The sequence below is a fragment of the Pedobacter sp. AK013 genome, assembly GCF_014205835.1.
Classification (GTDB): domain Bacteria; phylum Bacteroidota; class Bacteroidia; order Sphingobacteriales; family Sphingobacteriaceae; genus Pedobacter.
In genome coordinates this window covers 16,220-28,381 of record NZ_JACHCQ010000053.1, presented here as the reverse complement: position 1 = coordinate 28,381, position 12,162 = coordinate 16,220, and the positions used below count along the sequence as shown (strand labels likewise).

At 40.2% G+C, this 12,162-nt stretch carries 10 protein-coding genes, 1 tRNA gene and 1 pseudogene; 4 read left to right on the top strand and 8 right to left on the bottom strand.

The annotated features are described in order from the left end of the window. Positions 1-271: 271 nt before the first annotated feature. Positions 272-727, bottom strand: a complete 456-nt coding sequence (locus HDC90_RS23665) for a JAB domain-containing protein (RefSeq protein WP_184470886.1) — start codon at positions 725-727, stop codon at positions 272-274. 322 nt (positions 728-1,049) lie between these two features. Here HDC90_RS23665 and HDC90_RS23660 point away from each other — a divergent pair, with 322 nt between their 5' ends. Together HDC90_RS23660 and HDC90_RS25610 are read left to right on the top strand one after the other, a co-directional pair. Then, a complete protein-coding gene (locus HDC90_RS23660) occupies positions 1,050-1,280 on the top strand; it encodes a hypothetical protein (protein WP_184470884.1) in 231 nt (76 codons plus the stop codon). Continuing rightward, positions 1,277-2,056: pseudogene (locus HDC90_RS25610) on the top strand (recombinase family protein); the annotation flags it as partial. The gene HDC90_RS23660 and the pseudogene HDC90_RS25610, both read left to right, overlap by 4 nt. 742 nt (positions 2,057-2,798) lie before the next feature. Here HDC90_RS25610 and HDC90_RS23650 read toward each other — a convergent pair. Further along, a tRNA-His gene (locus HDC90_RS23650) sits at positions 2,799-2,872 on the bottom strand. A gap of 176 nt (positions 2,873-3,048) precedes the next feature. Between HDC90_RS23650 and rnhA the strand changes: the two genes are divergently transcribed. Further along, on the top strand, positions 3,049-3,516 hold the full coding sequence (gene rnhA, locus HDC90_RS23645; RefSeq protein ID WP_167293783.1) for a ribonuclease HI: 468 nt from the start codon (positions 3,049-3,051) through the stop codon (positions 3,514-3,516). Here rnhA and fbp read toward each other — a convergent pair. The 4 genes from fbp to HDC90_RS23625 all read right to left on the bottom strand — a co-directional run bounded on the left by fbp (position 3,513) and on the right by HDC90_RS23625 (position 6,308). Continuing rightward, entirely contained in the window at positions 3,513-4,592 is a 1,080-nt protein-coding gene (gene fbp, locus HDC90_RS23640; protein ID WP_184470882.1) for a class 1 fructose-bisphosphatase, read from the bottom strand. The two genes, rnhA and fbp, sit on opposite strands and share 4 nt — an antisense overlap. Positions 4,593-4,611: 19 nt before the next feature. Further along, entirely contained in the window at positions 4,612-5,103 is a 492-nt protein-coding gene (locus HDC90_RS23635) for a metallophosphoesterase (protein ID WP_184470880.1), read from the bottom strand. A gap of 119 nt (positions 5,104-5,222) precedes the next feature. After that, positions 5,223-5,873: a tRNA1(Val) (adenine(37)-N6)-methyltransferase gene (locus HDC90_RS23630; RefSeq protein WP_255497830.1), complete on the bottom strand. Its 651-nt coding sequence runs from the start codon at positions 5,871-5,873 to the stop codon at positions 5,223-5,225. A 51-nt stretch (positions 5,874-5,924) separates the two neighbouring features. Next, a complete protein-coding gene (locus HDC90_RS23625) occupies positions 5,925-6,308 on the bottom strand; it encodes a VOC family protein (RefSeq protein WP_184470876.1) in 384 nt (127 codons plus the stop codon). A 264-nt stretch (positions 6,309-6,572) separates the two neighbouring features. Here HDC90_RS23625 and purL point away from each other — a divergent pair, with 264 nt between their 5' ends. Next, positions 6,573-10,256 carry a phosphoribosylformylglycinamidine synthase gene (gene purL, locus HDC90_RS23620; protein ID WP_184470874.1) on the top strand — a complete coding sequence of 1,228 codons (3,684 nt, stop codon included), beginning with the start codon at positions 6,573-6,575 and terminating at the stop codon, positions 10,254-10,256. A 689-nt stretch (positions 10,257-10,945) separates the two neighbouring features. On the opposite strand, the gene HDC90_RS23615 is transcribed toward purL, so the two are convergent. Next, positions 10,946-11,296 (bottom strand): hypothetical protein, encoded by a 351-nt coding sequence (locus HDC90_RS23615; protein ID WP_184470872.1) that lies wholly within the window; start codon positions 11,294-11,296, stop codon positions 10,946-10,948. 10 nt (positions 11,297-11,306) lie between these two features. Next, positions 11,307-12,155: an energy transducer TonB gene (locus tag HDC90_RS23610; RefSeq protein WP_184470870.1), complete on the bottom strand. Its 849-nt coding sequence runs from the start codon at positions 12,153-12,155 to the stop codon at positions 11,307-11,309. Positions 12,156-12,162: the final 7 nt, after the last annotated feature.

Here is a 12,162-nt window from a genome sequence, read left to right as displayed (position 1 = left end):
CGGAGGGAAAGGAACTAGATACGCATCATCCGGTAATCAAATTGGTGGCCAGTTTGGCCCGAAACAGAGGGGTCACTTTCATTGAAATACACACTTTTGAACGTATCATTTTAAATCGCGAATTAATAGTATTTAGAATATCTGATGCCACTTATCCTATTTAATACATTCTTCAATTTTCGTTATAGAGAATCCAGCATTCATATTTTCTGCAAAAATGAATACAGTCAGCAACATTCAACTTGTTTCTTTTTAATGTTAGCAGCACGATCTAAATCACTCCCTCATCTAAAAAACTATAAAATCCATATTTTGAAATAACCAAATGGTCATGCACCTTAATCCCTAATATATCCCCTCCTACAGCAAACCTTTTGGTTAACCAAATATCAGCTTCACTTGGAGAGAGCTCCCCACTGGGATGGTTGTGTGCCAATATGATCGAACTCGCACAGGCCTTCAATGCCACCGCAAAAATCACTTTTGGATCGGCAACCGTGCCCGAAAAACCACCCTGAGAAATATTCACTACCCCCAGTACCCTAGCCCTTCTGTTGAGCAAAATCACCTTAAATTCTTCCAATAGTTCCAGTCTACCATCATCCCAACGATCCATTAAAACCCGATAAGCTTCGTTCGAAGAAGTCACCTGAGGTAGCTCCGCCATTCTAAACGCCGGACGATAACTGATCTCACTCTCTGCTACCTTAATACTTAAATTTTCCATAATCTTTCTGATTTAATTATGGAGCCCGGCAAGGTTCAGCTTCTGCCAAAGCAAAAGGAGGAACGGAATAAATGGGTCAGTGGGCAAAGGCCACAGGAGGGTTTATGCCGGAAATTCCTTTGCGTGCCAGAACTGAACCTTAAATTTGAGCGAGAATTGAATAAGAACCCCAGCTGAGCTGGTCCTTCATCCACCATAGTTTCGGCTGCAGGTAAATCCACTCACAAACCAACCGATAACCTATTTCCCTGTCAGTTAACATCCAATATTGGATAGTACCACTCCTATTTTCTGCAAAATTGTACCCTAAAACTGAATGATCATGAAAGAAAAGTCAAGGAAACGACCAGGCAGTAAAATAATTAAAACCATAAACCGAGCAGCAATCCCACCTTCCCAGCGGCTAATGCAAAAGCCCAACATATCAATTGAACAGGCACAGCTAATCTTATATCAGAACGGCATCAATATAGAAAAAGATGATGTGGCCAAAGTCTTGGAACTCATGTACCAATTGGCTAATTTGATTGTCAACCAAAACTTTAAGAAATGAAAACTGCAGATTTATACATCAGGGTAAGTACCGATGAACAGGCAGACAAGGGTTATTCCCAACGCGACCAGGCCGAGCGCCTGGAAAAATATTGCCAGGATAAGGGAATAATGGTCCGCAAAGTGATCTTTGAAGACCATTCTGCCAAAACCTTTCAACGTCCCGCATGGACCAAATTGCTGCTGACGCTGCGCAAACAGCGTGGTCAGACAAATTTGGTATTGTTTACCAAATGGGACCGTTTTAGCCGTAATGCACCCGATGCTTACAACATGATCCGTATGCTAAAATCCCTCGGTGTAGAACCCCAGGCCATCGAACAGCCGCTCGACATGGATGTACCGGAAAACAAGATGATGCTGGCCATCTATCTCACCGCACCGGAAATTGAAAATGACCGAAGAGGCCTCAACACTTTTTACGGCTTAAGAAGAGCGCGCAAAGAAGGCCGATGGACTGGACTCGCACCCGTAGGCTACATCAACCGCACCGCAGAGAACGGAAAAAAATACCTCGCATTGGACGGGGAACAAGCTGCGCTGATGGCCTGGGCTTTCAAAGAATTATCCAAAGGAAAATATGCTATCCAACAGGTATTCAAGAGAGTGGTTGAAATGGGATTGAACTGCAGCAAAAACAACTTCTTATGCCAGATCCGTAATCCCATCTATTGTGGGATCATCCAAATTCCCAGCCACAAGGATGAAGAGGCACAGACTGTGACTGGTCTTCACGAACCAATCATCTCAACCGCACTCTTCTACAAGGTTCAGGATATCCTTTCCGGCAAAAAAACAAGCATAAAAACCAAAATACTCGCAGATGAAAAAGTTCCATTAAAAGGTTTCCTTACCTGTTCCAGATGCAGCCGGACACTTTGTGGTAGCGCATCAAAAGGCCGCAGCGCCTATTACTACTATTACCACTGCTCTTCCGCGTGTGGGTGCAGACTCAAAGCAGAACCAGTCAACAAAGAATTCCTGTCCTTTCTTAAAGACTTTAGCCTAAACTCAAAAACAGCAGAACTTTTCAAACTGGTCATATTAGACGAATTTTCTAATGACTCAGATTACAACAAGGAATATAGGGCTCAATTAGTAAAACAGCTCACAGAAGCCAACAATAAATTATCCAGAGCAAGAGAATTATTATTATTCGGCGATTTGGAAACCAACGATTATAAATCAATCAAAACGGAATGTGAGGAAAATATTGTCAGATTAGAAGCGCAATTGCAAGAATTTGGAAGAAAAAAATACAGCAAAGCACAACTCCAACCCATCTTAAATGATGCAATTACAGCACTTTGCGATCTATACACGATTTTTACGAAATCGGCCATAGAAGACCAAAGAAGGCTGATTGGTTCGATGTTCAAGGAAAAATTTAATTTTCAAAATATACAACATCGAACCGCTGAAATGACGGAAACGTTTAATCGTATCTACCTGATTAGAAAGAAATTAGAGGGCAAAAAAATAGGGCAAAAGATCTTTAAAAATCCTTTGCCCTGTGAAGGGTGGCTGATGGGGCTCGAACCCACGACCCTCGGCACCACAAACCAATACTCTAACCAACTGAGCTACAGCCACCGTGTTTTTTGATGTCACAAAAGTACGACTTTTAACATTCCCTGCAAATATTTTTTTCAAAGTTTTTACAACAAATTTTTAATTCCTTAACATTCAATTATTTGAAATCGAAACAAAATTCAAGATGCAGATAAAACAAGCTATTTTAAACCTAAAAACATAACTTTACAACGTTTATGATCGAAATTTATACAGACGGAGCAGCTAGCGGAAACCCCGGACCAGGAGGTTGGGGTACAATTTTAAGGGCAGGGCAACACTATAAGGAATTAAGCGGCGGCTTTAGAATGACCACCAATAACCGTATGGAACTTTTGGCTGTAATAAAAGGATTAGAAGCATTAAAAAGCTTAAACCAACAGGTAACCGTTTATTCCGATTCGAAATATGTAGTAGATGCAGTAGAGAAGAAATGGGTTTTCGGCTGGGTAACCAAAAATTTTAAAGATAAGAAAAACAAAGACCTGTGGTTGAGATTCCTTGAACTGTACAAACTTCACAAAGTGAAATTCGTCTGGATAAAAGGTCACAACGACCACCCGGAGAATGAGCGTTGCGACCGTTTAGCAGTTTTTGCCTCACAAGATAAACAGAATCTTGCTATCGATACCGTATTTGAAGTAGAAAGAGCTAAAGGAGTTTAATCAATTCCACCAGTTACACCCAAATTCTGTAGTGTATTTTCTGCTTTAACTTCGAGCGAAATTGATTTGGCAGTATATAAAAGCATCATTTCTTCTGCTTTTTCTACCATATTTTTCGACCCGATAAATACCGGCACCCTTTGGTGCAGTTCGGTCGGCTGAATATCCAGTATGCGATCGAAACCTGTACTGGCCTTCCCTCCTGCCTGCTCAATAATAAAGGCCATTGGGTTACATTCATATAATAAACGTAGTTTTCCATTTGGCGAGCGCGCAGTTGTTGGATAGATATAAATACCACCTTTAATTAAATTCCGGTGAATATCGCCCACCATTGAGCCAATATAACGCGAGGTATACGGGCGTTTGGTAGCCTCATCTTCTACCTGGCAATATTTAATGTATTTTTTAACGCCATCCGGAAAATGCACGTAGTTACCTTCATTTACCGAGTACATATAACCAGTTTCAGGGATTTTCATCTGCGGGTGCGAAAGACAGAACTCACCGATTGATGGGTCCAGTGTAAAACCGTTCACGCCCTTACCAGTAGTGTAAACAAGCATAGTAGACGAACCATAAATGATATAGCCAGCAGCAACCTGCTCAGTACCTTTTTGCAGCACATCAGCCAAACTGGCCCGTCCTTCTATTGATTTTCGCCTGTAGATAGAAAAAATAGTTCCTACCGCAACATTCACATCAGTATTGGATGAACCGTCTAAAGGATCGATACAGACAATGTATTTCGCATTTTGAGATACCGGCGATTCGATATGGATAATTTCATCTTCTTCCTCAGTTGCCACAATACAGCATTCGCCACCACTGGTTAAAGCCGCAATAAACTGTTCATCGGCATAAACATCTAACTTCTTTTGTTCTTCACCCTGAATATTGGTGGTTCCCATATCACCTAAAATATCAACCAGACCTGCTTTATTTATCTCCCGGTTTACGATTTTCGCAGCAATACCAATGTCTCTGAGTAGCCTCGAAAGTTCTCCTTTAGCATAGGGGAAATCTGCTTGTTTTTCGATAATAAATTGTCCTAGTGTTTTTACGCCACAAACCATACTTAGTGTATATTTTACATTATCTACCTGATAATTCTATAACCTCTAAGGTATGAATATTTTCATCAGTAATGCAAAATCTAACCAGGGTTCTCACCTTGTGCCAGCCATGTTTTCCCGCCGCACCGGGGTTTACATGCAAACATTTTATTTTATCGTCATACATCACTTTCAAAATATGCGAGTGGCCGGTGATAAATAATTTAGGAGGGTTAGTGTATATTTCTGGCTTCACGCAAGATGAATACCTGCCCGGATATCCGCCTATATGTGTCATCCAAACATCAACCCTTTCACAGCTAAATCGATTTTGTTCCGGAAACTCTGCTCTTATTATGTTATCATCAATATTTCCAAACACTCCCCGTAAAGGCTTAAAAGCAGCTAATGGCTCAGCTACATCCGGGCCAAAATCTCCGGCATGCCAAATTTCATCTACACCATCGAAGTGTTTAAAAACTGCTTCATCCAAAAAACCATGCGTATCAGAAATTAATCCTATTTTTTTCATTATGTAAACTTAATTGTACCCGTAATTTACAGGATTAGCAAAATATTTCGATTAATTTCTATCAAACAAATCCTCCAACCATCTTTACCTAAAACCGCTATCCATCTTAAAACCTTAACCTAAAAAGCCAAGAAAAAATCCTTGAGCAATTCTTTATAAACTGCTGTATGCTGTTTTAAAGATTCATAAATATTAAAGTCCCTTTCTTTTAAAACAGCTTCACCCTTTTTCAAACAGATGATCTGCCTAAAGGTTGGTTTATTTTGATCAGAATGAATATGAATCCGCTCCACAAGCAATAAACCATAACCAGCAGCACTGCTAATAACTTCATTTGCCTGCTTTACAGGTAGAATTAACCAAAGTTTGCCATTAGGGGTTAAAAGCTGAGTGCATTTATCAATTAGTAAATCAAAAAAACCAAGCGTTGCATGCCGGGCAATTCCTTTCCGTACCTCTTCATTCTTAAGATCATTTACAAAAAAAGGTGGGTTGGAAACAATCAGATCAAATTGTTCAGTTGGGTTGTATTGCTCAATTGCAACATGATTAATAGTTAATCGCTCACTGAAAACCGACGATTCAAAATTCTTCCCGGCTGTTTCTGCTGCTTTTCCGTCGATCTCTACTGCTTGTATTACAGCTTTAGGAAAACGTTGCGCCAACATCAAAGTAATTACCCCGGTGCCCGTACCTATATCCAATATATTTTTAGGATTATTATGAGTGGCCATAGCCCCAATCAAAACCCCATCCGTATTAATCTTCATGGCGCAACCTGTCTGGTCGACATCGAACTGCTTAAACTTAAAAATGCTCATTTAAATTTCATACAATTCTAAAGGCAAGCCATCCGGATCGGCAAAAAAAGTAAAGCGCTTACCCGTAAATTCATCAATACGAACAGGTTCAGTAACAATTCCCTGTTCATTTAACCTCGAAATTTCCTTTTCAATATCCGTTACCTCAAAAGCCAAATGGCGCAAACCCTGTGCCTCTGGTCGTGAAGGCCTTTCAGGTGGGTTTTCGAAAGAAAAAAGTTCGATCTGATATACACCATTTACGGCAAGATCCAACTTATATGATTTTCTTTCAGCCCGGTAAACCTCTGCCAAAACAGTAAACCCTAGCTTATTCACATAAAAATCTTTTGATTTTTCATAATCTGAACAGATAATGGCTATATGGTGAATTTTGTTGAACATAGATTCGATTTTATTAAGAGTAATGTAGCTGCTATATATTAAAGAATAAAATCCGTCATTGCGAGGAGGCGCTTTCAGCCAACGGACCAATCTTACAATACCAGGTTCCCCCTTCTATGCATTAAGATTGCTTCGATCCTTGCAATGACGACCTGATCTAATAAGCTACATTAAAGTCAAAAGTAATAAAAGCGCAATTATATTGCACATCACAACAAGCTTTTTAAATTTTTAACGCTATTTTTGCAACTTCAAAAAAAAAGCATGATTCATTTCTTCTCTTGTCATCCTGAGCCTGTCGAAGGGCAATCGCAGTCGATTTTTGTTTTACAAACAGACAAAACGCTTTCTACCACTGACATTACTAAACTCGAATGGTTATTTGGCGGCGCCAAAATCTCGCAAGAAACAGCTTTAACAGGCTTTTTCGTTGGGCCACGGGCAGCTATGATTACGCCGTGGAGTACCAACGCCGTAGAAATTACCCAGAACATGGACATGCAGGGCATCATCAGGATCGAAGAATTTAAGCAGGTTGATGAGAATTTTTCAGATTACGACCCAATGCTTTCTCAAAAATACAGCAAGCTTGATCAAGCGATATATACCATCAACATCAAACCCGAGCCGATTTTAGAAATCACCGATATTGCAGCCTATAATAAACAGGAAGGGCTTTCTTTAAGTGATGAAGAAGTTGAGTATTTAAATACGTTAGCACAAAAATTAGAAAGACCTTTAACCGATTCTGAAGTTTTTGGTTTCTCTCAGGTAAATTCGGAACACTGCCGCCATAAAATTTTCAATGGCAAATTTGTAATCGATGGTGTAGAGCAACCTACTTCTTTATTTAAGTTGATTCGCAAAACATCAGAAGAAAACCCTAATGATATTGTTTCTGCCTATAAAGATAACGTAGCTTTTATTAAAGGTCCTAAAGTACAGCAATTTGCGCCTAAACGTGCCGATGAGCCTGACTATTATACCACAAGCGATTTCGAATCGGTAATCTCCCTAAAAGCAGAAACACACAATTTTCCTACTACTGTAGAGCCTTTTAACGGCGCGGCAACAGGTTCTGGTGGCGAAATCAGAGATCGTTTAGCAGGTGGACAAGGTTCTTTGCCTTTGGCAGGAACTGCAGTGTATATGACTGCACTTTCTCGTTTGGAAGACAAACGCCCATGGGAAAAAGGTGTTGAAGAAAGACAATGGTTGTACCAAACACCAATGGATATCCTGATCAAAGCGTCAAACGGTGCTACCGATTTTGGAAATAAATTTGGTCAGCCGCTAATTACAGGTTCGGTTTTAACTTTCGAACACGAAGAAGACAACCGTACACTCGGTTTTGACAAAGTAATTATGCTTGCCGGCGGTATTGGTTATGGCAAAGCCAGCCAGGCACAAAAACTTAAACCAAAAGAAGGCGATAATATTGTAATCTTAGGTGGAGAAAATTATAGAATCGGGATGGGCGGTGCAGCAGTTTCATCTGCAGATACCGGTCAGCATGGAAGCGGCATCGAATTAAATGCCATCCAACGATCGAATCCTGAAATGCAAAAACGTGCAGCCAATGCTGTTCGCGGTATGGTAGAAAGTGACCACAATTCGATTATCTCTATCCACGACCATGGTGCAGGTGGACACTTAAACTGTTTATCAGAACTGGTTGAAGAAACCGGTGGTTTAATCGACTTAGATAAACTGCCAGTTGGCGACCCTACCCTCTCTGCAAAAGAAATTATCGGTAACGAATCGCAGGAAAGAATGGGATTGGTAATCGGTAACGACCATATCGAAACCCTACAAAAAATAGCCGACCGCGAACGTTCGCCAATGTATACCGTTGGTAAGGTAACCGGCGATCATCGTTTCACCTTTAAATCGGCAACAACAGGCTTAAAACCAATGGATTTCGAACTGGCTGCCATGTTTGGCAGTTCTCCGAAAATCGTAATGGACGATCAAACCATTAATCGTAAATACGAAGCTGTTGAATATAACAAAACTGAATTAAACACCTATTTAGAACAAGTACTTCAATTAGAAGCAGTTGCAGCTAAAGATTGGTTAACCAATAAAGTAGACCGTTGTGTGGGTGGCCGTGTAGCCAAACAGCAATGTGCAGGTCCGTTACAATTACCATTAAACAACTGTGGTGTAATGGCTTTAGACTTTCAGGGTAAAGAAGGTATTGCCACTTCAGTTGGCCATGCGCCACTTTCGGCTTTGATCGATCCGGCTGCAGGTAGCCGCAATGCCATTGCCGAGTCGCTTTCTAACATTGTTTGGGCCCCCTTAAAAGATGGTTTAAAAAGTGTTTCACTTTCTGCTAACTGGATGTGGGCTTGTAAAAACGAAGGTGAAGATGCCCGTTTATATGCAGCAGTAAAGGGCTGTTCTGATTTTGCCATCAGTTTAGGAATCAATATCCCAACCGGAAAAGATTCATTATCGATGAAACAGAAATACAAAGATGGCGATGTAATTGCACCTGGTACTGTAATTATTTCTGCAGGAGCAAACTGTAGCGACATTACCAAAGTGGTTGAACCGGTACTGCAAAAAAATGGAGGATCGATTTATTACATCAACCTATCTAACGACAGCTATAAATTAGGCGGTTCATCTTTCGCACAGATTTTAAACAAAATCGGTACTGAAACTCCTGATGTAAAAGAAGCTGATCAGTTTAAAACAGCTTTTAATACGCTACAACAGTTAATCAAAGCAGATAAAATACAGGCTGGTCATGATATTGGTAGTGGTGGTTTAATTACAACCCTACTGGAAATGTGTTTTGCCGATCGCGATTTAGGTGCAACCATAAATCTGTCTTCATTAGCAGAAGCAGACAGCATTAAAGTATTATTTGCAGAAAACATCGGTATCGTTTTCCAGGCTGATGCTTCGGTTGAAGAAACTTTCGCTCAGGCAGGTGTTGCTTTCCACAAAATTGGCGAAGTAAGTACCTCAGCTAAATTAGAAGTTAAAAATAACACAGATAGCTTCAGTTTTGATGTTGATCAGTTACGTGATGTTTGGTTTAAAACTTCATATCTATTAGATAATAAACAAACAGGCAACGGCTTAGCAAAAGAACGTTACAACAATTATAAAAATCATGTTTTAAATTACACTTTCCCATTACAATTTGATGGAAAGAAACCTGTAATCGACCCAGGCAAACCAAAGCCAAAAGCAGCCGTTATCCGAGAAAAAGGAAGTAACTCCGAACGCGAATTGGCTAATGCCATGTATTTGGCAGGTTTTGACGTGAAGGATGTACACATGACCGATTTAATTACCGGAAGAGAGACTTTAGAAGATATCCAGTTTATTGGTGCAGTAGGTGGTTTCTCTAACTCTGATGTTCTAGGGTCGGCTAAAGGTTGGGCAGGTGCGTTTTTATACAACGAAAAAGCAAGAATTGCTTTAGAAAAATTCTTTGCCCGTCCTGATACTTTATCTGTAGGTATCTGTAATGGCTGTCAGTTATTTATTGAGCTCGGCTTGATTAATAAAGACCATGCCGACAAGCCTAAAATGTTACATAACAAAAGTGGTAAACACGAGAGTATTTTCACATCGTTAACCTTACAGGAAAATAATTCGGTTATGTTATCTACGCTGGCGGGGAGCACTTTAGGTGTTTGGGTATCACATGGTGAAGGTAGATTCTCATTACCATACGCAGAAGACAAATATAAAATCGTAGCAAAATATGCTTACGAAACTTATCCGGCTAGTCCGAATGGCTCAGACTATAATACTGCAATGTTATGCGATGAAAGTGGTCGCCACCTGGTCATGATGCCGCACATTGAACGTTCATTGTTCCAATGGCACTGGGCAAATTACCCGCAAGGCCGCAAAGATGAGGTTTCGCCGTGGATGGAAGCCTTTGTAAATGCTAGAAAGTGGATTGAAAACCAAGGGTAATATTTTGCAGGACTTATAGAGTTGTCAACTTGAATAGCACAGTGGCAAAAAAATTGACAACTCTTAATGATAATTTAAATGGATGACGGAATTAAAAACCATCATCCATTTTTTTGTTTTACAAGCATTCGTCATTTCGAGCGGAGTGCAACGGAGCCGAGAACCCGAAGGCTCAGCGAAGCTAAATCTATTTAGATAGATCTCTCCATTTCGCTGCGCTACAGTCGAGATGACGGGGAGTCGAAGGTCTTCCTACCGCTATCAATAAAAATCGGGTTCAACAGTCTATTGTTACACATTAGGTCTGTTTCTGCAAATGCCATAAACCATTAATAGCTGTACAAGCCTTGCCACCTAAACCCGACCGAAGTGGAAAACTCACAGCCCGAGGCACGAGGGCGAGGATTTGGAACAAAGGGCGGGACTACCGGAACCGAAAAGCATTGTATTTGCTTTCCAAAAATCTATCATGCTAAACAGCCCCTGACGACGAAGTAGCTATTAAATCTTTGAAACTATAAAAATTGCCAATAAAGCAAGTTCAGGGTAACGAATCGGATAAAAAACGGCTTGGACACCGTCCAAACCGTTTCAATTTACCTAACCCTACATCTCCCTAAAAACCAAGAGCGTTAATAGAAAGCTTCCCCACCATCCATTTTCCTTCTCACATCACCCATATTACATCATCATATTCCCTGCACATCTCTCCTCACTTCTTTTCTCCAACCCTTTCCATATTTTTTATCCATAAAAGAAGCTACTACTTTATTGTAGTGTTTAATGGAAATATCCGAAGGCATTACGCATCCAAATTCGTAATAGGTAATATTATATTTCTTTTCAAATAATTCCTGGCCTTTATAATATACTGGAGCAAAACCACCCTGTATCAAGAATTTAACTCTACCATTCTTTAAATCGGCATTTGCGAGTTTAATACTATATACTTTTGAAGTATCTGTATTATTTACAACTTTGGCACTTAAATAAGCAGCGGTAAAGCAAGTAAACAATAATATTAAGAAGGACTTTTTCATTTTGATTATTTTAATTGGAAATCTGAAAGTTAATCGCCATATTATACCTTACCCTTACTGGCATACCTCTATTTTTGCCAGGTTTCCAAAGAGGAGATTTTTTGATCACTTTAATGGCTTCTTCATCGCAGCCAAAACCAATCCCTTTAATCACCGATACATCAGTTATAGAACCATCTTTCTCTACTACGAAACTTACATATACTTTTCCAGCAGCCCCCTCATCCTGTGCCCTTGAAGGGTATCTTAAATTACGTTCCATATATTTAGACCATGCTTTGGCGCCACCATTAAACTCGGGGTATTCATCAACTCCACCCGCGATATATATTTCCTTATCGTCACCTGTCCCTGTCCCCTCTTTAGCTGTTCCAGTTCCATCGCCGCTACCTTTAGCTTCTGAAATCATCGCATTAGGAGCCACAACCCCATCTTGCGTTTTATCGCTGATCACCGCATTTTGAATTTCTTTAATTGTTGGTGGGTCAGGAAGATCTACTTTATTGACTACCACAATATTCTGCGATAAAGCAACCGTTTTAACTTTTACCGGATCAGCTTTTGCAGGCTCAACCTTTTTCTCTGGTTCGGGAGTTTTTGGTTTCATTTGATGGATCACATCAGTTAAATTGACAACCTTTGGCGGAGCCTCTACTATAGCTTCCTTAGGAAAGAGCTTTGCATAGATTAAAGGAGAGAAACACAAGAGGACAAATAAACTTCCAGATACCAAAAGGGCTCTCGTCATAATCGACGAAGATTTAGACCTTAAATCATAAGCACCATAGTTTTTGTTGCGGTTTGCAAATACAAGATCGAGCCACTCGGTTTTGTATACGTTAATTGAGGAGTTGAACATAGCTTTT

What these genes read in the sequence shown, in the direction of transcription:
- HDC90_RS23660 (WP_184470884.1), top strand. Translation starts at nt 1,050, where the DNA reads ATGAAAGAAAAGTCAAGGAAACGACCAGGCAGTAAAATAATTAAAACC.
- HDC90_RS23625 (WP_184470876.1), bottom strand. Translation starts at nt 6,308, where the DNA reads ATGTTCAACAAAATTCACCATATAGCCATTATCTGTTCAGATTATGAA.
- fbp (WP_184470882.1), bottom strand. Translation starts at nt 4,592, where the DNA reads ATGGTTTGTGGCGTAAAAACACTAGGACAATTTATTATCGAAAAACAA.
- HDC90_RS23635 (WP_184470880.1), bottom strand. Translation starts at nt 5,103, where the DNA reads ATGAAAAAAATAGGATTAATTTCTGATACGCATGGTTTTTTGGATGAA.
- HDC90_RS23630 (WP_255497830.1), bottom strand. Translation starts at nt 5,873, where the DNA reads ATGAAGATTAATACGGATGGGGTTTTGATTGGGGCTATGGCCACTCAT.
- rnhA (WP_167293783.1), top strand. Translation starts at nt 3,049, where the DNA reads ATGATCGAAATTTATACAGACGGAGCAGCTAGCGGAAACCCCGGACCA.
- HDC90_RS23665 (WP_184470886.1), bottom strand. Translation starts at nt 727, where the DNA reads ATGGAAAATTTAAGTATTAAGGTAGCAGAGAGTGAGATCAGTTATCGT.
- HDC90_RS23610 (WP_184470870.1), bottom strand. Translation starts at nt 12,155, where the DNA reads ATGTTCAACTCCTCAATTAACGTATACAAAACCGAGTGGCTCGATCTT.
- HDC90_RS23615 (WP_184470872.1), bottom strand. Translation starts at nt 11,296, where the DNA reads ATGAAAAAGTCCTTCTTAATATTATTGTTTACTTGCTTTACCGCTGCT.
- purL (WP_184470874.1), top strand. Translation starts at nt 6,573, where the DNA reads ATGATTCATTTCTTCTCTTGTCATCCTGAGCCTGTCGAAGGGCAATCG.